The sequence below is a fragment of the Streptomyces sp. RKND-216 genome (assembly GCF_004795255.1).
In the GTDB taxonomy this organism is placed as follows: domain Bacteria; phylum Actinomycetota; class Actinomycetes; order Streptomycetales; family Streptomycetaceae; genus Streptomyces; species Streptomyces hazeniae.
Genome location: NZ_SSBQ01000002.1, coordinates 3334346 through 3358744, shown reverse-complemented (window position 1 = coordinate 3358744; position 24399 = coordinate 3334346). Strand labels below are relative to the sequence as shown.

The 24399-nt window shown below is 75.3% G+C and carries 19 protein-coding genes and 3 pseudogenes; 11 read left to right on the top strand and 11 right to left on the bottom strand.

Annotation, left to right across the window (positions count from 1 at the left end):
• Positions 1–12: 12 nt before the first annotated feature.
• Positions 13–978, bottom strand: a complete 966-nt coding sequence (locus E4198_RS15090) for a dihydrodipicolinate synthase family protein (protein WP_136183602.1) — start codon at positions 976–978, stop codon at positions 13–15.
• Between the two features lie 72 nt (positions 979–1050).
• Between E4198_RS15090 and E4198_RS15085 the strand changes: the two genes are divergently transcribed.
• On the top strand, positions 1051–1956 hold the full coding sequence (locus E4198_RS15085) for a LysR substrate-binding domain-containing protein (protein WP_136183601.1): 906 nt from the start codon (positions 1051–1053) through the stop codon (positions 1954–1956).
• Positions 1957–1984: 28 nt separating this feature from the next.
• On the opposite strand, the gene E4198_RS15080 is transcribed toward E4198_RS15085, so the two are convergent.
• Positions 1985–5248, bottom strand: coding sequence for a molecular chaperone Hsp90 (locus tag E4198_RS15080; protein WP_136185402.1), 3264 nt, complete (start codon positions 5246–5248; stop codon positions 1985–1987).
• A 191-nt stretch (positions 5249–5439) separates the two neighbouring features.
• On the opposite strand from E4198_RS15080, the gene E4198_RS15075 reads away from it, so the two are divergent.
• Positions 5440–6162 carry a sulfite exporter TauE/SafE family protein gene (locus tag E4198_RS15075; RefSeq protein WP_136183600.1) on the top strand — a complete coding sequence of 241 codons (723 nt, stop codon included), beginning with the start codon at positions 5440–5442 and terminating at the stop codon, positions 6160–6162.
• 67 nt (positions 6163–6229) lie between these two features.
• Here E4198_RS15075 and E4198_RS15070 read toward each other — a convergent pair whose 3' ends face one another.
• The gene (locus E4198_RS15070; RefSeq protein WP_136183599.1) at positions 6230–7102 is read right to left on the bottom strand and encodes a hypothetical protein; all 873 of its coding nucleotides are present in this window, start codon (positions 7100–7102) and stop codon (positions 6230–6232) included.
• A gap of 219 nt (positions 7103–7321) precedes the next feature.
• Here E4198_RS15070 and E4198_RS15065 point away from each other — a divergent pair, with 219 nt between their 5' ends.
• Positions 7322–8773 carry a globin domain-containing protein gene (locus E4198_RS15065; RefSeq protein ID WP_136183598.1) on the top strand — a complete coding sequence of 484 codons (1452 nt, stop codon included), beginning with the start codon at positions 7322–7324 and terminating at the stop codon, positions 8771–8773.
• On the opposite strand, the gene E4198_RS15060 is transcribed toward E4198_RS15065, so the two are convergent.
• Both E4198_RS15060 and E4198_RS15055 read right to left on the bottom strand, forming a co-directional pair.
• Complete coding sequence (locus E4198_RS15060; protein WP_136183597.1) at positions 8665–9300, bottom strand: hypothetical protein; 636 nt, start codon at positions 9298–9300, stop codon at positions 8665–8667. The genes E4198_RS15065 and E4198_RS15060 overlap by 109 nt on opposite strands.
• Before the next feature lie 459 nt (positions 9301–9759).
• Positions 9760–10617 (bottom strand): annotated as a pseudogene (locus E4198_RS15055) (DUF3027 domain-containing protein); the annotation flags it as partial.
• A 484-nt stretch (positions 10618–11101) separates the two neighbouring features.
• Between E4198_RS15055 and E4198_RS15050 the strand changes: the two are divergent.
• The 4 genes and pseudogenes from E4198_RS15050 to E4198_RS25480 all read left to right on the top strand — a co-directional run bounded on the left by E4198_RS15050 (position 11102) and on the right by E4198_RS25480 (position 14601).
• A complete protein-coding gene (locus E4198_RS15050) occupies positions 11102–12397 on the top strand; it encodes an MFS transporter (protein ID WP_136185401.1) in 1296 nt (431 codons plus the stop codon).
• 27 nt (positions 12398–12424) lie between these two features.
• The gene (locus E4198_RS15045) at positions 12425–12916 is read left to right on the top strand and encodes a hypothetical protein (protein ID WP_027765740.1); all 492 of its coding nucleotides are present in this window, start codon (positions 12425–12427) and stop codon (positions 12914–12916) included.
• Positions 12913–13698, top strand: a pseudogene (locus E4198_RS25485) (futalosine hydrolase); the annotation flags it as partial. The gene E4198_RS15045 and the pseudogene E4198_RS25485, both read left to right, overlap by 4 nt.
• Before the next feature lie 60 nt (positions 13699–13758).
• Positions 13759–14601 carry a 1,4-dihydroxy-6-naphthoate synthase gene (locus tag E4198_RS25480; RefSeq protein WP_168711516.1) on the top strand — a complete coding sequence of 281 codons (843 nt, stop codon included), beginning with the start codon at positions 13759–13761 and terminating at the stop codon, positions 14599–14601.
• Positions 14602–14647: 46 nt separating this feature from the next.
• On the opposite strand, the gene E4198_RS25720 is transcribed toward E4198_RS25480, so the two are convergent.
• Positions 14648–15031 carry a cold-shock protein gene (locus E4198_RS25720; RefSeq protein ID WP_136183595.1) on the bottom strand — a complete coding sequence of 128 codons (384 nt, stop codon included), beginning with the start codon at positions 15029–15031 and terminating at the stop codon, positions 14648–14650.
• 206 nt (positions 15032–15237) lie between these two features.
• On the opposite strand from E4198_RS25720, the gene E4198_RS15025 reads away from it, so the two are divergent.
• A complete protein-coding gene (locus E4198_RS15025) occupies positions 15238–15501 on the top strand; it encodes a hypothetical protein (protein ID WP_136183594.1) in 264 nt (87 codons plus the stop codon).
• A gap of 25 nt (positions 15502–15526) precedes the next feature.
• Here the strand turns inward: E4198_RS15025 and E4198_RS15020 are convergent, their stop codons facing one another.
• The 3 genes and pseudogenes from E4198_RS15020 to E4198_RS15010 all read right to left on the bottom strand — a co-directional run bounded on the left by E4198_RS15020 (position 15527) and on the right by E4198_RS15010 (position 17843).
• Positions 15527–16171 carry a haloacid dehalogenase-like hydrolase gene (locus E4198_RS15020; RefSeq protein ID WP_136183593.1) on the bottom strand — a complete coding sequence of 215 codons (645 nt, stop codon included), beginning with the start codon at positions 16169–16171 and terminating at the stop codon, positions 15527–15529.
• 35 nt (positions 16172–16206) lie between these two features.
• Positions 16207–17244: a hypothetical protein gene (locus tag E4198_RS15015; RefSeq protein ID WP_136183592.1), complete on the bottom strand. Its 1038-nt coding sequence runs from the start codon at positions 17242–17244 to the stop codon at positions 16207–16209.
• Between the two features lie 83 nt (positions 17245–17327).
• Positions 17328–17843: pseudogene (locus tag E4198_RS15010) on the bottom strand (GNAT family N-acetyltransferase).
• A gap of 104 nt (positions 17844–17947) precedes the next feature.
• On the opposite strand from E4198_RS15010, the gene E4198_RS15005 reads away from it, so the two are divergent.
• Positions 17948–20506 carry a helicase-associated domain-containing protein gene (locus tag E4198_RS15005; protein ID WP_136183591.1) on the top strand — a complete coding sequence of 853 codons (2559 nt, stop codon included), beginning with the start codon at positions 17948–17950 and terminating at the stop codon, positions 20504–20506.
• 160 nt (positions 20507–20666) lie between these two features.
• Positions 20667–21338, top strand: a complete 672-nt coding sequence (locus tag E4198_RS15000) for a hypothetical protein (protein WP_136183590.1) — start codon at positions 20667–20669, stop codon at positions 21336–21338.
• A gap of 16 nt (positions 21339–21354) precedes the next feature.
• Here the strand turns inward: E4198_RS15000 and E4198_RS14995 are convergent, their stop codons facing one another.
• The gene (locus E4198_RS14995) at positions 21355–21882 is read right to left on the bottom strand and encodes a nitroreductase family deazaflavin-dependent oxidoreductase (protein WP_136183589.1); all 528 of its coding nucleotides are present in this window, start codon (positions 21880–21882) and stop codon (positions 21355–21357) included.
• Positions 21879–22586: a TetR/AcrR family transcriptional regulator gene (locus E4198_RS14990; RefSeq protein WP_136183588.1), complete on the bottom strand. Its 708-nt coding sequence runs from the start codon at positions 22584–22586 to the stop codon at positions 21879–21881. The genes E4198_RS14995 and E4198_RS14990 overlap by 4 nt, the downstream gene beginning before the upstream one ends.
• Positions 22587–22749: 163 nt before the next feature.
• Here E4198_RS14990 and E4198_RS14985 point away from each other — a divergent pair, with 163 nt between their 5' ends.
• Entirely contained in the window at positions 22750–24399 is a 1650-nt protein-coding gene (locus E4198_RS14985; RefSeq protein WP_027765731.1) for a DNA repair helicase XPB, read from the top strand.

The window sequence follows — 24399 nt, the reverse complement described above, 5'->3', positions numbered from 1 at the left end:
GAAAGCGGTCGGTCAGACGGCGGCCAGAGCCGGCGCCGACGCCTCCGCCCACTCGGTGGCGCGGTACAGCGCGGCGTCCACCGCCGCAGCCGACGCCGACAGCAGCGGCAGCCGCACGTCCGGGCTGGGAATGCGGCCCTGCGCGTGCAGCACGCCCTTCACCACCGTCGGGTTCGGCTCCGTGAACACCGCCGAGGCCAGCCGCACCGCCCCACGCCCGAGTTCCCGCGCCCGCGCCACGTCGCCGTCCCGCCACGCCGCGACCAGCTCCGCCCACCGCGCCGTGCACAGGTGTGCGGAGGCGAGGATGCCGCCCTGACCGCCGAGCGCGAGCAGCGGCGGCAGGTACGCGTCGTCCCCGCCCAGCACGGCGAAGCCGTGGGACGCGGGCGGCGGGTCGGCGAGCAGGTTCACGGTGTCGGCGTCGATGCCGCCGACGGCGTGCTTGACGCCGGCGATGTTCGGCAGCGCGGCCAGTTCCCGCAGCGTGTCCGCGCCGATCCGCTGCCCGGTGCGGTACGGGATGTTGTAGACGACCAGCGGGACCGGGCTGTGCGCGGCGAGTGCGCCGAAGTGCGCCAGCACACCCGCCTCGGAGGGCCGTACGAACGACGGTACGGTCACCAGGGCGGCGCCGATCTCCGGCCGGCCGCCGAGCGCGGCCAGCTCGCGAACGCTCGCCCGGGTCGAGGAGGAACCGGCGCCGACGACGAGGCTCGCTCCGCGCTCCCGGCACACCCGCACGCAGACGTCCACCACCGCCCGGCGCTCCTCGTCCTCCAGCACGCCCGGCTCTCCCGTGGTGCCCAGGGCCACCAGCCCGTCGGCGCCGTCGTCGAGGACCTGGTGCGCCAGCCCCTCCAGCGCGTCGGCCGCCAGGTCGCCCTGCGCGGTGAAGGGGGTGACCAGCGGCACGTGGAGGCCCGAGAGGGCGGGCCCGGGGACGGCGGGCGCGGCGAGGGCGGCGGTGGCATCCATGCCACCGAGCGTCCCCCGCCCACTGCCGGAGCGTCCATCTCGAACTTCTGCGGTGGACCGTAAGCTGAGCTGATGCTCGACGTACGGCGGCTCCGCCTGCTGCGGGAACTCTCCCACCGGGGCACGATCGCCGCGGTCGCGGAGGCGATGGCGTACACGCCGTCGGCCGTCTCGCAGCAGCTCTCCGTGCTCGAACGTGAGGCGGGCGTGCCACTGCTGGAGCGTACCGGGCGGCGTGTCGCGCTGACCGAGGCGGGCCACGCGCTGGTCGTCCACGCGGACGCCGTACTGGAGCGACTGGAACAGGCCACCTCGGAGCTGGCGGGCATCCGCCGCGAGCCGTCCGGTCCGCTGCGCATCGGCACCTTCACGTCCGCCGCCCGGCTGCTGCTCCCGGAGGCGCTGGCGCGCCTGGCCGACACCCTGCCCCGGCTGGAGCCGCTGGTCAGCGAGGTCGACCCGGCACACGTCGCGGACGACCTGCGGTCCGGCGCGCTGGACGTGGCGCTCCTCCAGCACTACGAGGCGGAACCGCCGCCGCCCCCACCGGGGCTGAGCACGGTGCCGCTGTGCACCGAGCGCATGTACCTGGCCTCCCCCGCGCGGTGGAAGCCGCCGCCCGGCGGCCGGCACGCGGTGCGCGGCTGGCGCGAGGCGCCCTGGATCACCGCCACGCGCGGCACGCTGTGCCACGACGCGGCGCTGGAACACTGCGCGGCCGAGGGGTTCGAGCCGCGCACGGTGCACCACGTCGACGACTTCGGCGCGGTGCTGGCGCTGGTCGCGGTGGGCATGGGCGTGGCGTTCGTGCCCGAACTCGGCGTGGCGGACGGCCTGCCGGACGGGGCGGTGCTGGCGGAACTGGGCGCCTACCGCTGCACCGAGGTCGCCTTCCGCCGCGGTGCCGAGGGCCATCCGGGCGTCACGGCCTTCGCCCACGCCCTGCTGGCCGCCGTCCCGCCGACCATGCGCGGCTGACTCCGGCGCCGCACACGGCCTGCGGCGGTCACTCGAACCAGCGGGCGCGGGCCAGTTCGCCGGCGCGGGAGGGGTCCTCCAGGAGGGCCGCCAGTTCGAAGCGGCGGGCCCAGGCGCCCGCGGCCCACGCCAGCCCGGCGGCGACACCCTCCAGGGTGGCGGCGTGCAGGGTGCCGTCCGGTGTCATCCGCCAGTCCACCTCGACACCGTCGACCAGCAGTTCGTCGTGCTCCAGGTACTCCGTCGGCGCCGTCGGCAGCAGGTGCCGCACGGCCTCCGGCACGTCGCGGCGGGTGCCGGGATCGCCGCCGGGTGTGCCGGGGACCATGTCGCCCAGCCGCCGCACGTCCAACACCGACGCCAGGTCGGCCGCCCGCGCGGAGCGGACGGGGAGCATCGGGCGGTCGCCGAGCAGCGGCATCAGGTCGGGGGCCTCCACCACGACCGCCTCCGCCGCCGCGACCACGCGGACCGTCCCGCCCACGACCGCGCGGAGTTCGTCGGGCAGCGTGACCTCGTCCGGGTCCAGGCCGGCGAGCAGACCGTAGAGGCCGTGCAACTGCTGGGCGGAGACGGGCAGTCCGGGGTCGGCGAGCCGCGCGAGGAGTTCCGCCGCGCCGCCCGGCTCGTCCAGCAGGGCCACGGCGGAGGTGCGCACGCCCAGGGCGCGCAGCACCTGCTCGTCGGGCGCGCCGTCGCCGTCCGGCGCGACCAGCGCGGAGGCGTCGGCCTCCTCGTAGAGCCCGGCGAGGAGCCCGTCGCCGCCGGCGGCCCGCAGCCCGGCGGGCCGGCGCCCGTCCAGCACCGGGTGCCCGCGCAGCCACCACGCGGTGTACGGCCGCACGGTCTCCCGCGTGCCGTCCGGCAGCAGCACCCGGACGGGCGTGGTCAGCGCCTCCCGCAGCGGCGGCCGGGCCAGCATGGCGAGGGCCTCCGGCCAGTGGTCGTCGTCGACGAGGTCCAGGTCGCGGACGGCGACCAGTTCGGCGGCGACGGGCGGGACGGGTGTCTCGGGGAGACGGTCGAGCACGTCCTCGCACCACACGTCGACCGCATCGAGGAGACCGGTGTCGTCGGGAGCCGCGTACTCGCCGCCGGCGTGGGCGATCTCCGGTTCGACGACCTCGTCCGGGTCCAGGACGACGTCCCCGGCGCGGACGAGAGCGAAGTCGGCGAGCACGCCGACGGCGGTGAGGGGCTGTTCGCCCCAGCGTTCGGCGAGCGCGGCGTCGCAGGCGGGGAGTTCGCCGTCGCGGATGACGCGGGCGAACGCACTGCCGGGAAGGACGAGTTCGCCTGCGGGTGCGAGTTCGCCGTCCTCGTCGGGGAGGGCGAGGGCGCCCAGCCACGGTTCGTCGCCGGGGGCCAGTCCCGCGTCGCGCACCAGCGCCAGGACGGTTTCGGCGAGTGCGTCGGCGTCCGGGGTGTCCGCGTCCTCGTCCCAGATCTCGCCCGCGTCCAGCGACCCGGCGACGGCCTCCCGCACCTGCGGTGTGGTGAGCACCGCGCGCGGCGTGGCGGGGGTGGCACCGAGCTTCTCCAGCAGCGGGTGCACGGCGTCCGGGTGGGCGACCCGCAGCCCCAGCCGGGCCAGCGCGCGGTGTCGTTCCCCGGGGTCGCCGTGGGCGCCGGCCGGGCCGGCGCCGTCCGCCGAGGGCATGAGCACCTGCCGCGGGCCGATGACCGTACGGCCGTCGGCGAGCGGCACGGGCAGCCCGCTGAGCCGGTCCGGGTCGACGCCGGCGAGCGCGTCGTACAGGCGCCGCCACCAGGCCGGATCGCGTTCGACACCCGCGAGGCGGTCGACGGCCTCGCCGAGCGGCACGCGGCCGACATCCAGGGCGCGCAGTTCGCTGCGCCGCTCCAGCCCGGCCGGGAGCAGCGCCGGGTACAGCTCCGCAAGGACGCGCACGGTCTCCGCGCCGGCGCCCTCGATCAGCTCGGCCTCGCGCGGGCGGAGCGGGCGCAGCGCCTCGTCGGAGCCGTCGGCCGGGCCCCGGCCCGAGCGGTGCGCGAGGGCGGCCGCGCTGGGGAGGAAGGCCACGTCGGGCAGCCGTTCCAGAAGCATCCGGCGCAGCTCGCCGTCGAGTTCGCCCTTGCCGAGCGGGCCGGGCACCAGGTCGACGAGGCCGGTGCCCGCCGGGCCCCAGCCCTCCAGGAGACCGGCGTAGGTCTCGGCCGCACGGGCCAGCAGGAAGTCCGCGAGCGGGCCGGGCGCGACGTGCCGCCGGGTGGGCTCCAGCGGGAAGGACGCGACCAGCAGGGCGGGCACGCCCAGCGGCTCGTCCGTGGGCGTGGGCGCGTGCAGCACGGGTTCGGTGCGCGGACGCACGGGTGCGCCGGCGTCGTCCACCGGGATCGCCCACGTGACCGTCCACCAGGGGCGCAGCCGTTCCTCCACGGGCCGGTCCGCGAACAGGTCCGGGTCCACGCGTCCGCCTGCGGTGGACACCCGCCAGCGGGTGTGGTGGCGGACGGCGGGCGGCGTCGGCCCCTCGGTGCGCGCCACCGGCTCCGCCGCGTCGTCCACCACGACGTACGGGCCGTCGGTGCGCCGGGTCAGTGTGCGGACGCCGTCCGGGGTGTCGACGACGACCTCGGCCAGTCCGGGCAGCGCCAGCAGCAGCGCGTCGTCCACGGAGGCGAGCAGCCGCTCGGCGAGTGCCGCGGCAGCGGCGTCCCGCAGCGGCAGCACGACCGCGGTGTCGTAGCCCTCGGGGGCTCCGCCCTCGGCCGGGAGCGGCAGGCGCAGGAGCGGCACGTGGCCGTCGCGGCGCCGTACCTCGTCGGCGAGGGCGTCGGTGCGCTCTCCGGCCTCGGCGAGCGTGAGGTCGCGCGCCTCGGTCAGCGACCAGCGCACGCCGCCGGCCCTGCTCAGCACGGCCGGGGCATCGGTCACGGCGAGCACGGCGGCGAAGCCGACGCCGAACCGCCCCACGGCTTCACCGGCGCCGCTCGACGAGCCGTGGTCCTCGCGTTTGGCGGAGGCGCGCAGCGTGGACAGCGATTCCACGGCGGCCGCGTCGAGCGCGGCGCCGGTGTTCGCGGCGACCAGCACGTCGCCGCGGAGGGTGAAGCGGATGCGGCCGGGAAGACCGGCCCGTCCCGCCGCGTCGGCGGCGTTCTGCGCCAACTCCACGACGAGGCGATCGCGGTAGCCGCCGAGCGCGAGGTCCTGCTCAGCGTTGGCGTCCTCGCGGAAGCGGGCGGGGGACGCGGACCACGCGTCGAGGACGCCGCGTCGCAGGCGCAGGGTCCCGAAAGGGTCCTCGCCGCCGCCCTGCCCGACCATCACCGTGCCGCCGCCGCTCACGTCGCCGCCTCCTCGCCGCAGTGGTGCGAGGCTTGCGCCCGCACCGTTCCGTACGCCGTTTCACCCGGCCTGGTCCGGGTGACGGTACGGCATCCCGCCACAGGCCGTGCAGACGGCACGTCCCGCACCGGCGCGGGGGCGGGGCGAACGGAGGCGTAGGCTCGGGCGACGTGCCCGATCCGCAGTTCTTCGTCGTCGCCGGCCTCGCCGTCCTGGTGGGCGCGCTCGTGCAGAGCTGCGTCGGCCTCGGGCAGGGCATGGTCGCCGCGCCGGTGCTGATCGTGGTGGAGCCCTCAATGATGCCGGGCGGGCTGCTGGTGGCCAACGCGTCGATGGCGATGCTCACCGTCACCACGGACTGGCGGCACATCGACTGGCGGGGCCTGGGCTGGGCCCTTCCCGCACGGGTGGTGGGCAGCGTCGGCGGCGCGTGGGTGGTGGCCGTGCTGGAGCCGACGGTGCTGGGCGCGGCCGTCGGGGTCATGGTGCTGCTCGCGGTCGCGGCCTCGTTGTGGGGCGACGTCCGGGTGGGGATCCGCCCCGGCACCCTCGTCACAGCCGGGACGCTCTCCGGCGTCACCGGCACCGCGACGACCATCGGCGGGCCGCCGATGGCGCTCCTCTACCAGCACGAACCCGCCTCCCGCGTCCGCGCGACGCTGGGCGCGTACTTCTTCATCGGCACCGTGCTGTCGCTGGTGGTGCTCGCGGGCGCCGGAGAACTCACCGTGCCGCAGGTGCAGTCGGGCCTGCTGCTCTTCCCGTGCGTGCTCGCCGGTTTCGCGCTCGGCCGGCCCACGCGCCGGCGCTTCGGGACCGACGGCCTGCGGACGCCGCTCCTCGCCGTCGTCTCCCTCTCCGGAATCCTGCTCCTGGGCCGCGCCCTGCTCTGAGCACCCGGTGCTCTGAACGGACGCGGCTCTGAACGGGCGCTTCCCCGGCGTGCGGTGAGCCGGGCCCTCAGAGGCAGATGATGAGCACGCAGTCGTCGGACGGTTCCGGCTCGGGGTCCGGGCTGGTGGGCGTGGGCTCCGGCGCGGGCGTGTCCGGTGCCGGCGGTTCTGTGGGGGCCGGTCCGGTGTCGCCGCCGCCCGGGGCGGTCTGTTCCGGTTGCGGCTGCTCGGGGGATTCCGTCTCGGTCCGGCTGGGCTCGGCGGAGACGGAGGGGGACGGTTCGGCCGAGGAGGACGCGGAGGACGAGGGGGACGGCGAGGGGGGCGCGCTGTCCCCGGCCGTCGCGGACGGCGCGATGCGGTCGTCCTCGGGCCCGGCGGGCGTCTCGTCCCCGCCGAACGAGAAGGCGGCGACACCCGCCAGCACGACGGCGCACAGGGCGGCGACGACCACGGCGGGCCGGCGCCTGCGGCGCGGGGGTATGTCGTCCGGGTCCGGGGCCGGCCCCGGGGGCAGGGCTCCGCCGTCGCCTTCGTCACCGCCGCCGGGGCCGTCACCGGGGCCGGGGTCACCGGGGCCACCGGGGTCGCCGGGGCCACCGGGGCCACCGGGGCCGGGGTCACCGCCGGTCGGCGGCACGGCGGCGAGCGGGGCCGTCGGCTGGCCGCCGGGGCCGTGGACGGGTTCCGGTCCGGTACGGTCGCGCGCCTCCGCTTCGCGGTCGGTCCCGCCCGGCGGCCGCTCCGGTGCCGGGGCCGGCTCGGGGTCCACGTTGGGTGGGCCCTCCTGCTGGAACGGCTTCGCGACGTAGGCCTCTTCGCGAGGCGTTCCGGTCGCCGGGGCGGAATCCCGGTCCGCGGGCGCGGCGGTGGTCGTCCCGCAGTTGGGGCAGGACGCGCCGGCGTCGAAACGGCGGAGGCATCTGGGGCAGTAGTTCATGACCCGGGCAGGTTAAGCCACTTTCACGCCGTCACCGAACACACGTGCCCGTGGATGTTCGGGCCCCCGCCGGTGGAGGAACTGTGACGGCACCGGCAATGCGGCGGCGCTCCGGCGCCGAACGACCTAGGACTGCCCGTGTCGCGCCGACGCACCGATCGCTTCCGGCCACGGCGCGCGCCACGGGACGACCGGAGAAACGCGTGGAGTCGCGCGGGGGTGAGGAAGATCGACGACATCGAACGAGTCAGAGCGAGCTTCGAGATAGCGCAGCGCCGCGCGGACCGTGTGGTGCGGTTCTTCTACGCGCATCTCTTCGACTCCGATCCGCGGCTGCGCGGCATGTTCCCCGCCGAGATGCGCGAGCAGCACGACCGGCTGTTCGCCGCACTGGCGCAGATCGTCACGCACCTCGACGATCCTGCGCTGCAGGCGCAGTTGGAAGCGCTGGGGCGGGACCACCGCAAGTTCGGGGTGTGCACCGCCGACTACGACACCGTGGGCCACAGCCTGATCGCCGCGATGCGCATGGGCTGCGTCTCGGCCTGGGACGACGCGACCGAGGCCGCCTGGTGGGCCGTGTACGGCCGGGCGGCCCGCACGATGCTGCACGGCGCGGCCGCGTCCATCCGGGAGCGGGAACCGGCGTGGTGGGACGCCACCGTCGTGGAACAGAGCCTGCACAACGGCCGTACGGCCGTCCTGCGGATCCTTCCCGACCAGCCCTACCCGTACCGGGCCGGGCAGTACGCGACGTTGGAGTGCCCGCAGGTGCCCCGGGTGTGGCGCCCTTACTCGCTCGCCCGCGCCCCGCGCGCCGACGGGCTGCTGGAGTTCCACGTCGCCCGGGTGCGCGGCGGGTCGCTGAGCACAATGCTGTGCGACCACGTGCGCGCGGGCGACCGGCTGCGGCTCGGCGCCGCGTCCGGCACCGCTACGGCCCCCGGAGCCGACGGCGCACCGGTCACGCTGATCGCCGCCGGTACCGGCTGGGCGCCGGTGAAGGCCGTGCTGGAGGACCTGCTGCGCGCCCGAGCCCCGGGCCCGCCGCGGCGGATACGGCTGGACGTGCTCGCACGCACGCCGGACGACCTGTACGACGGCGCCACGATCGACGCGCTCGCGTCCGGGCACCCGCACCTGGAGGTGGCGGTGTGGACGGCGCGCGCCGCCGAGGGCGCGAGCACCCTGACCCGACGCTTCCACGAGGCGCTGCGGCGACGTGACGACTGGGCCGACGGTCACGTGTACCTCGCCGGGCCCACGCCGTTCGCCGCCGAACTCCGCGACCTGCTTCCGCGGTGGGGGGCGGACCCGGCTCGTCTGATCCACGACCCGTTCGCCCGGCGCGGCGGGGCGTCGGGGGCCACCCGTACCGCGCCGGCCGAGTACTTCCTCGCCGACCGCTCGGTGTCCTGGATCGATCCTGCGGCCCGCGCCCCCGCGGCCACCGGGCCGGAACCGGAAACGGAACCTGTCACGGAGCCGGAGGCGGAGACGGAACCAGGTCCGAGCGATCACGGAGACGAGCAGCCTGACGGCAGTCGGACTCCGGAGTCCAGTCAGCCTGCGGAGGACGAAGCGGAAGGAGAGCCGGAGGGCGAACCGGAAGGCGAGGCGCGGTGCGCGACCTCGACGGTGACAAAGTCGCCCTTCACCTCCACCCGGTAGCCCGCCGGACCCTCGCCCTCGGAGTCGAGGCCGAGACCGACGATCATCTCGCCCTCGAAGACCCCGCTCGCCCGCACCTCGCGGACGGTGTCGGTGGTGTCCGCGCGCACGGCGGGATCCTGCCGGGCGACGCCGACGAAGACCAGCACCAGCTTGTGCTCGCCCTTCAGGTCGATCGTCCTGCCCCGGCCGGGCTCGCGCAGTGCATCCATGTACTCGGCGAAGACCTGTGAGACGCCGCCGTCGAAGGTGAACCGCACGCGGTCGTACGCCGGAAGCCGGGTCACCTTCACGGAGGAGAGCTTCGCGGCGCCGCCGGCGTCGCCCTGCTCCCCCGCCTCGACGGTTCTCGGCGTGACGTCCACGGGTGCGGCGGACGGCGGGGCCGAGGACTTCCCGGCAGACGGAGCGGCTTCACCTCCGGGGGTGGAACGGCCGGAACCGTCCTCCACCGTGCCCTGACCACAGCCCGAGGTGAGCAGCGCGGACGCGAGGCCGAAGGCGACGAGGGCGAGACGAGGTTTCATGGGGCGCTCCAGTGCCGTAGGTGTCGACGGGACGACGATCGTCTTCCGGAGCCGCCCACGACGGACCCGGCCGCCACCGGTGTCGCGACGGATTCATCCACGCGGGTACCCGGCTCGAACAGCGCAGCGAACCGTCCGCCCGGCGCCGGCGGACATCCGCACGCCCCTACGCCCGCCCTGTCCGCCGTACCACTTTCGGCGGCCTCAGCGGGCGGCGGCGCGACGGCGGCCGCGGCCGTTCCGGGAGCTTTTGCCGCTCTTCCCCGCCTGCTTGCCGCTCGCGCCGTCCGCCGTGCCGTCTGCCGTGCCGTTACGACCGGACGTCCCGCTCGCGTCCGCCGTGCCGCCGTCGCCGTTCCCACCGCTGCGGTCGGCGCGACCGGTCTCGCCCGGTTCGGTCTCGGTGGCGTCGCCCGCGGGCCCGGCGGCCCGGTCGTGCAGGTCGAAGGCGTCGGCGCGGGTCTCGTCGACTACCGGGGGCGGCGGCTGGGGCGGCTTCGGCATGACCGCGGCCTCGGAGTGGCCGCCGCAGCCGTAGGACAGGGACACCACCTGGCCGTCGGCGGGGCTGTACTCGTTGGCGCAGACGCCGAACGCCTGCCGCAGCGAGCCCGCCAGGGGCACCAGGAAGCCGCAGGAAAGGCAACTCGCGGGCGCCGCCTGCGCCATGGCGGTGCGGGGGCCGTGCGACTCCTCCCAGCGGTCGGCCGCGGTGTGCAGGCCGTAGCGGGAGAGGACGCGGGCGCGTGCCATGCCCAGTTCCTGCGCGACGGCGTTGATGCCCGCCCGGGTGGGCAGCGGCTGCGCGGGAACCGCGACCGCCGCGGCGCCCCCGGCCCCGGGCTCCTCCGCGTTCCCTTCCTCGTCGCGGCCGGACATCTCCTCCGCGACGGGCGAATTGGGCGGCGGTGCGTCCTCGCCGGTGAAGCCGGGCTCCAGCCGCAGGTCCTCGCTCTCGGTGGGCAGCAGGTCGCCGGGGCCGAGGTCACCGGGACGGAGCCGTTCGTTCCAGGGCAGCCACGTGGGGGCGAGCACCGAGTCGGGCCCGGGCAGCAGGACCGTCTCGTCGAGGGTCACGACGCGGGCGCGGGACGCGCGGGCGACGGTCGAGGCCCAGCGCCAGCCCCGGTAGCCGGGTTTGCGGCACTCGAAGAGGTGCGTCACCACCCGGTCGTCGTCCGCGACGGCCTCGAGCCACTCCCCGATCTCGTCGGCCGGGGCCACCTCCTCGACGGCCCCGCGCGCCAGGGCGACGGCCTCGGCGCAGAGCCGGTCGGGCGTACGCGTCGTACGGCGGCGTCGCGTGCCGGCGCTCATGCTGCACTCACAAGAATCGTCTCCCACGCCGAAGCGCCGTCGTAGTCGTTGGCGGGCGCTGGCCGTGCGGCCGGGCGGGGCGGGGGAAGCGGACGGAGCGGAGCCTGTGGCCGCTGCGACGTCCGCGCCCACACTCGAGGCCGTGCGGGGCGCACCGTTTCATCCACGCTACCCCAACACGCCCGCCGCGACTCCGCGCGGCCCCCGGGCGCCCCCGGCCGTCGCCGGCGCGGACCCGGCCCGATCCGCCCGCGTCGCGCCCGGGGCACGCCCAATCCGCCGCAACGCGGTAGCCGCCGACATCTGGGGCACACTGAACGTCGTGGCTGCCGACGAGGCGTATCAGGAGACACCGCCCGCGGTCCGCCCGATTCCGTCGCGTACCGAGAGCGAGGGGACCGGTCCGGACCGGGCGGGCACCGGACGATTGCTGGGCGAGAACGCCGAGCGGCCGGAGAAGGCCCGGCCCGGGCGCGCCGCCCGGATGGCACGCGCGGCCGGGCGTCCACCGGCGGCGCTGGCCCGCCGTATCCGGCGTGCCACGCACGCGCAGGGGGCGGGCGAGTCGGGGCTGGGCAAGCTGATCGAGCTGCACGCGGTGAACTCCGCGGGCGACATGCTCATCACCATCGCGCTGGCATCGACGATCTTCTTCTCCGTGCCGACGGGCGAGGCGCGCGGCCGGGTGGCGCTCTACCTGCTGGTGACGATGGCGCCGTTCGCACTGCTGGCGCCGGTCATCGGTCCCCTGCTGGACCGCATCCCGCACGGCCGCCGGTTCGCGATGGCGGGCGCGATGCTGGCGCGCGCGCTGCTGGCGATCACCATGGCGGGAGCGGTGGCCGGCGGCGGCCTGGAGCTGTACCCCGCGGCGCTGGGTGTGCTGGTGTCGTCCAAGGCGTACAACGTGGTGCGTTCGGCCGTAGTGCCACGGCTGCTGCCGCCGCGCTACCCCCTGGTCAAGGCCAACTCCCGGGTGACGCTGGCCGGTCTGCTGGCGACCGGGGCGGCGGCGCCGATCGGTGCCGGCCTGCATCAGCTCGGTCCGTCGTATCCGCTGTACGGGGCGATGGCGCTGTTCGTGCTGGGCACCTTCCTGTCGTTCTCGCTCGCACCGAAGGTCGACTCGGCGAAGGGCGAGCGGAAGGCGTTCCTCGCGGGTGAGAGCGTGCACCGGCGTCGGCCGGGGCTGCGCACGGTCGGCGTGTCGGTGCGCAGCGGGCTGGTGGCGAACTCGTGCGTACGGGCACTGTCCGGCTTCCTGATCTTCTTCCTGGCCTTCCTGCTGCGCGAGGAGCCGCTGTCGGGGATGAGCGCGTCGGTGTCGCTGGGCCTGGTCGCCGTGGCGGCGGGCGGAGGCAACGCGCTGGGCACGGCCATCGGCGCCTGGCTCAAGGAACGCGCCCCCGAGATGATCATCACCACGGTGCTGCTGTGCGCGCTCGGCGCCACGGTCGTGGCCGCGGCCCTGTACAGCACGGTGATGGTGGCGGTGGTGGCCGCGACCGCCGGCATCGTGCAGGCGCTGGGCAAGTTGTCGCTGGACGCGCTGATCCAGCGCGACGTGCCGGAACAGGTGCGCACCTCCGCGTTCGCACGGTCCGAGACGCTGATGCAGATGTCCTGGGTGGTGGGCGGCGCGATCGGCATCTCGCTGCCGCTGAACGGCATCCTCGGCATGGCCGTCGGCGCCGCGCTGATCGCCGTGGGCACGCTCACCGCCGGGCGCGGCCTGCTCTCCTCGGCCCGGCGCGGGTCCCCGCACCCCCGCGTGGCCTGAAAGCGACCGCCGGGTAGATTGCCCCGCATGAGCTATGCCTTCTCCGTCTCGCGGCGCGGCCTGCGCACGGCCGCCGCCCTGGGCGCCGCCACCCTCGGCCTCCTCGTCACAACGGCCTGCGAGAAGCCGACGCCGCTGATGACGGTCACGGTCGGCAGCGAGACCGTGACGACCGAGGCCGCCTGCTACGCCGAGGACGGCAAGGCACTGTCGCGCGACGAGGGCTTCGCCTGCCTGAAGCAGAAGCCGGACGCGACCATCGGCGTTCGCCAGGGCGACCGGGTGCACGTCGGCGTCGAGCCGGAGATGGCGGACGCGGGCTGGGTGGTCTTCGCCAACCAGCGGCCCATGTCGGCCGAGGAGCTGACGAGCACGTACCAGACCTTCGACGCCGAGCAGTGGTTCCAGCCGCAGCCCGGCCAGGGCTCGGCACCCGACGAGGTGACGCTCAGCGTCGCCACCCTCGGCGAAGACGAGCTCGAGGGCGTCTGGAACATCAAGGTCACACGCGAGAAGTGACGGTGGCCGCCGAGGTGTCCGCTCCCCTTTCCCCTGCCGCCGCCGGACCGCTGCGCGTCCTGGTCGCCACCGCCGTCGCGGCGGAGCGCGACGCCGTGACGGCCGGATTCGACACCCCCGACGAGACCGCAACGCCCCACGAGACCGGCACCCGGCACGACGTGAGCACCCTGCCCGGCGGGTACGCCCTGCACCGCGTGCGCCCGGCCGCCGCCCCCGGCGGACGCGGCCTGGCCGTGGACGTGCTGGCCGCGGGAGTGGGCCCCGCGGCGGCCGCCGCCGGTGCGGCGAGCGCGCTCACCGCCGCGGCCCTCGCCGGCGAACCGTACGACCTGGTGGTGTCCGCCGGGATCGGCGGCGGCTTCGCCGGGCAAGTGGCGGTGGGCGGCACCGTGGTGGCCACCGAGATCGTCGCCGCCGACCTCGGCGCCGAGACCGCAGACGGCTTCACCTCCGTCACCGACCTCGGGTTCGGCCGCGTCGTGCACACGCCGCCGCCCGCGCTCGTACGCGCCCTCGCCGACGCCGCGGGCGCCGTCACCGGGCCGGTGCTCACCGCCTCGACGGTCACCGGCACCGCCGCACGCGCCGGCGAACTGGCCGCCCGGCACCCCGGTGCCGTGGTGGAGGCCATGGAGGGCTTCGGCGTCGCCGAGGCCGCCGCCGCACACGACCTGCCGGTGCTGGAGGTGCGCACCGTCTCCAACCCGGTCGGCCCCCGGGACCGCGACGCCTGGCGCATCCCGGAGGCGCTGCGTGCACTGACCACCGCCTTCCGGGCGGCGGCACCCGTCCTCGGCCCCTGGCCGGAAGGTCCGGAGACGCACAAGGCGGAGGCGCCGGTGCGGATCACGTATTCGCCGTGCCCCAACGACACGTTCGTCTTCGACGCCTGGGCGCACGGCCGCGTCCCCGGCGCCCCCGAACTCGACGTGACGTTCGCCGACATCGACGTCACCAACGCCCTGGCCGTGCGCGGCGAGGGCGACGTGCTCAAGGTCTCCTACGCCGTGCTGCCGTGGGTGCTGGAGGAGTACGCCCTGCTGCCGTGCGGCGGGGCGCTGGGAAGGGGCTGCGGGCCGCTGGTCCTCTCCCGCACGGCCGGAGCCGGCGGCTCCTCGCTCACCGGCGCCACGGTCGCGGTGCCGAGCGAACGGTCCACCGCCTACCTGCTGTTCCGGCTGTGGGCCGCCGACGCCGTGCCGGGCGGCGTCGGCGAGATCGTGGTGCTGCCGTTCCACGAGATCATGCCCGCCGTGCGCGACGGCCGCGTCGACGCCGGCCTGGTGATCCACGAGGCCCGCTTCACGTACGGCTCCTACGGCCTGCACTGCGTCGCCGACCTGGGCGAGCACTGGGAGCACACCACCGGGCTGCCCATCCCGCTGGGCGCGATCATCGCCCGCCGCTCGCTGGGCCCGGAACGGCTGCGCGCCCTCGCGGAGGCGGCGCGGACCTCCGTACGGCTGGCGTGGGACGACCCGGAAGCCTCCCGGCCGTACGTGCGCGAGCACGCGCAGGAGATGGATCCGGCGGTCGCCGACCAGCACATCGGCCTGTACGTCAACGAGTACACCGCGGACCTGGGCGAGTCCGGCTACGCCGCCGTGCGCGGGCTGCTCACCCGCGCGGCGGCCGAAGGACTGGTCCCGCCCATCCCGGCGGACGCGCTGCGCTTCCCCTGACCGCCGTGCGCCCGGTCCCCGCGCGCGGGGACCGGGCGCACGGCGGTCAGACGTCCAGCTGGTCGGCGACGTGCCGCAGCATGCCGGCGATCTTCCGGCCGTGAGCCTTGTCGGGGTACCGGCCGCGCTCCAGCGACTGCGAGACGCCGTCCAGCAGCGTGGTGAGGTCCTGCACGATGCCCGCCAGCTCGTCCGGCTTCCGGCGCTGAGCCGCCGCGACGGACGGCGTCGGGTCGAGCAGGGACACAGACAGCGCCTGGTCGCCGCGCTGCCCGGCGACGACGCCGAACTCGACGCGCTGACCGGGCCGCAACACCTCCACCCCGTCCGGCAGCACGGACGAGTGGACGAAGACGTCACCGCCGTCGTCGCGGGAGAGGAAGCCGAAGCCCTTGTCACCGTTGAACCATTTGACCTTGCCGGTAGGCACGTCCGTCTCGTCCCTCGTCACTCGTTCGCGCAGCCGGACGGGTCGTCCGGCTGCGCGATGGTCTGCTGATCGTGATCGCTGAAGCAGTCGAGGCGGGCCCTCCAGCCCGCCTTCCCCCAGGCTAGTGCTCCGCGGCGGGGTGGCAAGACGACCCCGGGCGCCTTCTCGCCTCCTCGGTCGCCTGTCCACGGATCTACCCTGAGCGGGTGAACACTGAAACTCCCCGAGCCGGAGACGCGCTGGTACGGACCGGTGGCGTCGTCTTCCTCGTCGGCGCCGTCGCCACCCTGGTGACGGTCGCGCCGCTGTTCCTCGGCACCGATCCGTTCCCGGCCGCGGCGTATTTCATCTGCATGCTCATGGGCGTCGGCTTCGCCCTGGCCGGGGCGGGCGTCCTCCGCTCCGCCGCCGCCCAGCGCCGCGCCGCCCGCGCCTCCAGGGCCGGGGGCCCGCCCTCCACCCGGGGCTGAGCAGGCGTCGGGCACAGCCCGGAGCTCAGGTCGCCCGGTGGCCCCCGGCCACGTACCGCGCGAGCCAGCCGGGAAAGTCGGGGAGCCCACCGTCCAGCACGACGTCGGCGCCGGCCTCGCGCAGCGCGTGCGCCCCGCACGGCCCCGTCGGCACCGTCACGGCCAGTGCTCCCGCCGCCCGTGCGCCCCGCACGTCCCCCGTGTGGTCGCCGACGTACACCTGCGCCCCGTAGGCGCGCAGCGCCTCGGCCTTCGCCTCGGCCCACAGCCACCCGACCACCGCGTCCGGCTCCAGCCCCAGATGTTCCAGGTGCAGCTTCGCGTTCGGCTCGTGCTTCGCCGTGACGACAACCGTGCGGCCGCCCGCGTCCCGCACTGCGTCCAGCGCCTCGCGGGCGCCGGGCAGGGCCAGGGCCGGGGTGATCGCGTACGCCGGGTACAGCTCGCGGTAGCGCTCGCCGGTCTCGGCGATCCGCTCGGCCGGGAACCAGTGGGCCAGCTCCTGTTCCAGCGGCGGCCCCAGGCGCGACACCGCCAGCTCGGCGTCGATGTGCACGCCCGTCTCGGCCGACAACGCCTCGTAGGCGGCCCTGATGCCCGGCCGCGAGTCGATCAGGGTCATGTCCAGGTCGAATCCGACCGTCAGCGGGTGGGAGGGCATGCCCGCCATTCTGCCGGGGGCCCGAACCCGCCGGACCGGCGCCCTCAGGCCGGGCGCCTGCGCGCCCGCCACAGCAGGAACAGCGCGGACGCCACCGCCGCAACGCGCAGCGCCACCGGCCACGACTCCTCCATCGCCTGCTGCATCGCGTCCCCGCCGGACGGCAGCGGCGGCCCCCAGCGGCCGTCCTGCCGCCCCCACAGCCACACCAGACCGCCCACGGCGGTGACGCCCGGCACACCGAGCGCGGCGCCCTTGGCCTCGCTCCGGGTCAGCCGCGGGGACCAGTACGCGGCCAGCCAGCCCAGCCCGAGCGGCACCAGAGAACCCAGCAGCGCGCCGGCAACCAGCAGCCCGGCGGCGAGGAGTTCGACGACTCCGCCCGCGGCCGGGCCCGCCGCCCGCTTCCGGCGCCCCGCGAGCAGGGCACCCAGCAGCGGCGCTCCCCCTGCCGGAGCGGCGTCGGCGACCACGGCGGCGGCGGGCGCCTGCGGCGGCGCGGCCGGGGCACCGTCCTTCCCGTCCTCGGGCGGGCGCTGGAACACCTCGGGCAGCTCGATGCCGCCGCTGAACGCGTCCGGGATGTCGAACCGCGGATCGCGGGCCCCGGGCAGCCCCGAACGGGCGGCGCCGCCCGTCGCAGGGCCGCTCCGCCACCAGTCGGGGTCGGTCTCCTGAGGGCCGAGCTCGTCCATGCCGGCCATGTGCGGCGGCGACGCACCACGCGAGGGCGGCGGCCCGGACCCGGTGTCCTCCTTCCTCATCTGCGGAAGGAGGGGCAGCCTGCGGCCGCGCGGCCGGTCCGGGTCCGCGTCGTCCGCAGGGCCGGTCTTCCGCAGTGAGACGGTCTCGCCGCCGAGCGCCTCGGAGACGACCTCCTCCGGCTTCCCGAGCCGGTCCAGCACCTTGCGTACGGCGGCCTTGCCGTCACCGCCGCCGGATGCGGCACGCATCCGTTCGATCTCGGTACGCAGCCCGCCGACCAGCCGTGCCCGGTCGGCCGCGGTCATCGACGTTCCGTGCGCGAGGTCGCCGACCCGGCTCAGATAGTCGAAGACGAGCTGCTCGCTCTCGATCCCCACCGCTGCCTCAACACCCGCCTCGCCGCCCGGAGATGTCCGATCACCGCAGACGGTACCGCGTGGCGGCGGGGCGCGTCGGCAGGTCAGTCGGCATCGCGGGTCAGGTGGCGGGTGGTGCCGCCGTCCTCCTCCGCGATATCGCGGACATGTCGAAAGTCGATCCGTTGCAGAAGCGTGAGGGAAGCGGTGTTCGCGGCGTCGACCGTGGCATGCACCTTGGTCAGCCCCAGCGTGCGGAAGCCGTAGGCGACCACCGCCCCGGCCAGCTCCGTGCCCAGGCCCGCGCCCCACCGGTCGGGGCGCAGGGCGTAGACGATCTCGTGGCCGTCCACGTCGTCGGTGCGCTTGATCTCCGCGTGCCCGACGAGGCGCCCGCCCTCCCACACCCCCCACACGTCGAGCCTGCGCGCCGGATGGACGTGGGTGAAGATCCGCCGGAACAGCGCCCGGTCCTCCGCCTCACTCTGCGGGCCGTCCCCCATCCAGCGCGACACCCGCGCATCCTGGAAAAGTGTGACGAAGTCGTCCTCGTCATCGGGCGTCTACGAGGTGAGGAGCAGCCGCCGCGTGCGCAGCTCCGGACTCGGTTGGTCGGGCATGGACGCGAACCTAGAGCGCCCCTCCTACCCCCACAACGTGTTTTCCCCCGGCCCGGCGCCGGGAAGCACGGGGTCCCGCCGACACCCCCGCTACCGTAGGACGGATGAGTCAGGAGCAGCAGCCCACCGCCGCGGCGCCGTCCCGCACGCTCGCCGACGACCTGCGCGGCCGGGACGACGCGGCGCTGGCCGCGCTGCTGCGCACCCGCCCCGACCTGCTCTCCCCCGTCCCCGGCGACCTCACCCAGCTCGCCACCCGCGCCGGTACCCGCGCCTCCGTCGTCCGGGCCGTCGAGCGGCTGGACCGGTTCGCACTGCAGGTGGCCGAGGCGCTGGCGGCCGGCCCGGACCCGTGCGGCTACGAGGAGCTGCGCGGCCTGCTGACCGGCATCGACGGCGAGGAGGCGGCCGCCGTCGACCGGCAGCTGCCCCGGGCGCTCGCGCTGCTGCGAGACCGCGCTCTGCTGTGGGGCGACGACGAGCGGCTCCGGCTGCTCCGGACGGCCCGCGTGATCCTCGCTCCCCCGCCTCCCGCGGTCTCCCCCACCGGGCTGGGCCCCTCGCTCGCCGAGGCCACCGCCGGCATCTCGCCCGGCCGGATGCAGGACCTCCTCACCGCGAACGGCCTCCCCGCCACGCACGACCCGGTCAGCGCGCTCACCGAGCTGGCCACCCTGTTCACCGACCGGGAGCGCATGACGGCTCTGCTCGCGGAGCACGTGCCGGAAGACAGCGCGGAGGTGCTGTCCCGCCTGGTGTGGGGGCCGCCGTACGGGACGGTCGACCACCGGGCGCCGACCCCGCCCGTGGCCCGGCTGCTGCACCACGGCCTGCTGCTGCCGAGCGGGGAACGTACGGTCGTGCTCCCCCGCGAGGTCGCGCTGCACCTGCGCGGCGGCCGCGCGCACCGGTCGCTGGAACCGGAGCCTCCGCAGCTCGTCGCCCGGCGCGAGCACCCCCCGCGCACGGTGGACGCCACAGCCGCCGGCCAGGCCCTCACCGCGCTGGCCACCGTCGAGGAGCTGTGCGGCGGCTGGGAGACCGACCCTCCGGGCGTGCTGCGCGCCGGCGGCCTCGGCGTCCGCGAACTCAAACGCACCGCCGTCGCCCTCGACCTTCCCGAACCGACCGCCGCCTTCTGGGTCGAGCTGGCCCTCGGCGCCGGACTGCTGGCCTCCGACGGCGCCGTGGACGAGACCTACGCGCCCACCCCCGCGTACGACGACTGGCTGCGTGCCGCACCCGGCGAGCGCTGGACCTGGCTGGTCCGCGCCTGGCTGACCGGCACCCGCGTCGCCGGCCTGGTCGGCGAGCGGGACCCGAAGGGCCGCAGCCTCGCCGCCCTCGGGCCCGGTCTCGACCGGGGCCCCGCCCCGGACGTACGGCACCGGGTGCTGTCCCTGCTGGCCTCAGCGGCACCCGGCACCTCGCCGGAACCGGAATCCGTGGTCGCACGCGTCACCTGGGAGCGCCCGCTGCGCGCCGCCGCGACGACCGGCGGCACCCCGCGCCCCCGGCCCCGTGCGGCGTCGCCGCCCGACGCCCCGGACGGCGACGGCACCGCACTCCGCACGCGCCTGGTCCGCTGGACCCTCGACGAAGCCGAACTCCTCGGCCTCACCGGACGCGGCGCCCTCGCGTCCTACGCCCGCCCCCTCACCACCCCGGAGGCGGACACCTGGGGACCGTCCCTCACCGCCCGGGAACTCACCACCGCCCTCGCCGAGGCCACCTCCGGGCTCGCGCCGCTGCTGCCCGAGCCGCTGGACCACGTGCTGCTCCAGGCGGACCTGACCGCCGTGGCCCCCGGCCCGCTGGTACGCGAACTCTCCCTGGCCCTCGGTGTCCTGGCGGACGTGGAGTCCAAGGGCGGCGCCACCGTGTACCGCTTCACCCCCGCCTCGGTGCGCCGGGGACTGGACGCGGGCCGCAGCGCGTCCGAGATCCACGCCTTCCTCGCCGCCCACTCCCGCACGCCGGTGCCACAGCCGCTGTCCTACCTGGTGGACGACGTGGCCCGACGGCACGGACGGCTCCGCGTCGGCGCCGCCTCCGCATACCTGCGCTGCGACGACGAGACGCTGCTCGCCGAGATCCTCGCCGACCGGCGCTCCGCCCCGATCCGGCTTCGGCTGCTGGCCCCGACCGTCGCCGCGACCACCCTCCCGCCCGACCAACTCCTCGCCCGTCTACGGGACATGGGCTACGCTCCGGCTGCCGAGTCGGCGGAGGGCGACGTACTGCTCGCCCGGCCGGACGCACACCGCACGCCGCCGCGCAGCGCACCGGACCCGGTACCGGACGGCCCGCCCGTACCGGACGGCGCCCTGCTGACGGCCGCCGTGCGCGCCATCCGCGCCGGCGACCACGCGGCGACGGCGGCCCACAAGCCGCGGATCCCGGCCGCGGCCGCCCGCCCGCGCGACGGCGAGCCGCCGCGCACGACCTCCGCCGACACCATCGCCACGATGCAGTCCGCGGTACTCACCGGTTCCGCGCTGTGGATCGGCTACGTCAACGCCGACGGCGCCGCCAGCCAGCGCGTGATCGCACCGGTCCGGGTCGAGGGCGGCTTCGTCACCGCCTACGACCACACCGCCGACCAGGTGCGCACCTACCCCCTGCACCGCATCACCGGCGTCGCCGAACTCGCGGAGGGCTGAAGGGGAGAGCGGCACAACCGGGCTGCGCCGCTCGCCTCCGCCCTCCTCCGACCCGCAAGGGCGAAACCGTCAGAGTTGCACACCGTATGCCGAACCGTGCAGTCGGGTGACAGTTCCGGACATTCAGTGCCTGCACCTGGCGTAATGCGTTGGTCCCTTTGTGGAACCCCGTGATCTGTGGGAGCGCAATTCCCTGCTTGCCGAGGCCTTCTGCGCCAGTGACGACGAGGTGCGGCACGCCCAGAGAATCCTGGACGAGGCGCAGGCCAATCGTACGAGAATACTGGCTGCCTTCGCGGTGACCGTCGGCAGCGACGGCGGCGTCGCCGACCTGATGGGACTGAACGAACGCGAAGTGCGGCTCGCACGGCGCACCGTCGGCAAGGACGACGCCCGCAGCGTGGCGAAGCGTCTCCTCACCTGCGACGCCCAACTCCGCCAAGAGGCAGCGACCGAGCAAGCACCTGCACCGGAAGAGACGCCGCACGCCCCGCCGCCGGAGCCGCGCACGGAGGAGCCGCCCGCCCCTTCGCAAGCCCCTCACCCGCCACACGTCCCGCACCCGGAAACGGTGGCATGGTCACCGGCGATGGACTCCGTTCTCCTCTGGAGCTGGCAATCCGGACTCGACCTCACCACGGTGGCGTTGGAACTCGGCCTCAGCCCCCGCGACCTCCTGCTCCGCGCACAGGCTCTGGCGGCGGAGGGGCGGCTCACCCTCAGGCCGTCCGAGGACTTCGGGCAGACTGGAGGGCGCCACCGCCGCGAGGGCCTGGAGGTATCTGTTCCCGACAGCCCGCAGGACCTCTACAGCCTCGCCTACCAGACCTGATTCCCGTCCGGGTGCGTCACAGCGGGCCGTCGAAGCCCGCACCGGCCTGTCGGTTCCCGGTACTCGGCCGCAGCGCGACCAGCGGTACGCCCCCTGCGTGGTCGGCGCCGATCGCGGCGTACTCCTCGGCGGACTTCGGAGCGTGCCCGAGTGCGTCCATCAGCTTGGCCGCCGTACGAGGGTGCCGTTCCGCGTACGCGGCGAGGCGGCGCCCGGACTCCTCCGGCGCGTACGGCAGCGCCGTGCCCTCGTACTTGCGGCCACCCACCTGGTACCGCACACCAGGGTGGGCGAGGATGTTCCGGAACCACTGGGACCGCTCGCCGTAGCCGGAGGCGACGACGAAGCTGCCCGGCTCCTCGCCGCGTCCGACGACCTCCAGGCAGACCTGCCGGGGCTGCCCGCTCTTCCGGCCGATGTGGGTGAGCAGGACCAGGCGCCTGCCGAGCAGGGCCCCGAGGCCCCACCGGTAGAGGGGAATCGGGGCACGCAGCACCGTGCGGCGCCAACCGCCCTGCGGCGGACCGCCCTTGAGGGGATTCACGGCGTGGACGCTCCTCTGTGCGCACCGTTCCGTGCGCGCTCGTGGTCAACGTGGTCACGGCCGTCACCGCCGGACCCGGACCACGCACCCGCACCCGCACCCGCACCCGCACCCGGCACCAGCAACCGCACCAGCGGCTCGGCCAGGGCGGCCGGGTCCACCGCCGGGTCGAAGAGCCACTGGAGCAGGCACCCCTCAAGGGCGCCCACGACCACCGCCGCGTGCGCGTCGGGAGCCGCCACCGCACGTGCCGCCCCCTCCGCCGGCACCCCCTCCGCACCCGCCTGCTCCAGCAGCGCGGCGACGACCGCCCGGTAGTCGCGATACGCAGCGGCCATGTCGACCGGCGAGTCGACATCCCGTCCGGCGGCCCAGATGTCCAGGAGCACCCGTGCGAGGTCGCGGTCCGCCGAGAGTTCCGTCACCGCGCCGCGGATCAGCGCGGCGAGCCGTCCGGCCGCCGGACCGTCGCCCTCCGCGGCCTCCCGCAGCAGTTCCGCCGAGCGCGCCGCGACGGCCTCGAAGGCGGCGTGGAGCAGCGACTCGCGGCCGTCGAAGTAGAGGTAGACGCTGCCCTTCGCGATGCCCGCCTCGCGCGCCACGTCGTCGATACGCGCGGCCGCGTACCCGCGGCGGGCGAAAACCCGTACGGCCGCCGCCAGGATCTCCTCCCGCCGGCGGGCGCGGTCCACCTTCTTCGCCATGCTGCTACCGCCCACCCTTCCGCAGCGATGGTGACTGACCAGTCAGTCACCATACACTCCCGGCCCCGGCCCCGCCCGGGTTCCGCGCGGAATGCGCGACACTGGTGGGCGGCCCTCCGGCCACCCGCGCCCGCCAGGCACCCCCGACCCGAAGGGAGAGCACGTGAACGGCCCGCTCATCGTGCAGAGCGACAAGACCCTGCTGCTCGAGGTCGACCACGAGCGGGCGGGCGACTGCCGTCGCGCCATCGCCCCGTTCGCCGAGCTGGAGCGCGCACCGGAGCACATCCACACCTACCGGGTGACGCCGCTGGGCCTGTGGAACGCCCGCGCGGCCGGTCACGACGCCGAGCAGGTCGTCGACGCGCTCGTGGAGTTCTCCCGCTACCCCGTGCCGCACGCCCTGCTGGTCGACGTCGCGGAGACGATGGCCCGCTACGGCCGGCTCCAGCTCGTCAAGCACCCCACGCACGGTCTGGTCCTGGAGACGAGCGACCGGCCGGTGCTGGAGGAGATCCTGCGGTCGAAGAAGGTGCAGCCGCTGGTCGGCGCCCGGATCGACCCGGACTCCGTCGTCGTGCACCCCTCCGAGCGCGGCCAGATCAAGCAGGTGCTGCTCAAGCTGGGCTGGCCCGCCGAGGACCTCGCGGGCTACGTGGACGGCGAGGCGCACCCGATGGAGCTGGAGCAGAACGGCTGGGCGCTGCGCCCGTACCAGGAGCAGGCCGTGGAGGGCTTCTGGCACGGCGGTTCCGGAGTCGTGGTGCTGCCCTGCGGCGCGGGGAAGACGCTGGTCGGCGCGGGGGCCATGGCCCGTGCGCAGGCCACCACGCTCATCCTGGTCACGAACACCGTCTCCGCCCGGCAGTGGAAGCACGAACTGGTGCGCCGCACCTCGCTCACCGAGGACGAGATCGGCGAGTACAGCGGCACGCGGAAGGAGATCCGGCCGGTCACCATCGCCACCTACCAGGTGCTGACCACCCGGCGGAAGGGCGTCTACCCGCACCTGGAGCTGTTCGACTCCCGCGACTGGGGTCTCATCGTCTACGACGAGGTGCACCTGCTGCCGGCGCCGGTCTTCAAGTTCACCGCCGACCTCCAGGCGCGCCGCCGTCTCGGCCTGACCGCGACGCTGGTGCGCGAGGACGGGCGGGAGACGGACGTCTTCTCCCTCATCGGCCCCAAGCGGTTCGACGCGCCGTGGAAGGAGATCGAGTCGCAGGGCTACATCGCGCCCGCCGACTGCGTCGAGGTGCGGGTGAACCTCACGGACTCCGAGCGGCTCGCATACGCGACCGCGGAAACGGACGAGAAGTACCGGTTCTGCGCCACCACGGACTCCAAGCGCCGCGTCACCGAGGCGCTGGTGCAGCGGCACGCGGGGCAGCAGACCCTCGTGATCGGCCAGTACATCGACCAGCTCGACGAACTCGGCGCGCACATCGGCGCCCCCGTGATCAAGGGCGACACCTCCAACGCGCAGCGCGAGAAGCTCTTCGACGCCTTCCGGCGCGGCGAGATCCAGGTGCTGGTGGTCTCCAAGGTCGCGAACTTCTCCATCGACCTCCCCGAGGCCACCGTCGCGATCCAGGTGTCCGGCACCTTCGGGTCGCGGCAGGAGGAGGCGCAGCGTCTCGGCCGGGTGCTGCGGCCCAAGGCCGACGGCCACGAGGCCCGGTTCTACTCGGTGGTCGCCCGGGACACCGTCGACCAGGACTTCGCCGCGCACCGGCAGCGCTTCCTGGCCGAGCAGGGATACGCGTACCGCATCGTGGACGCCACGGAACTGCTCGCCGGCGACGACGTCTGA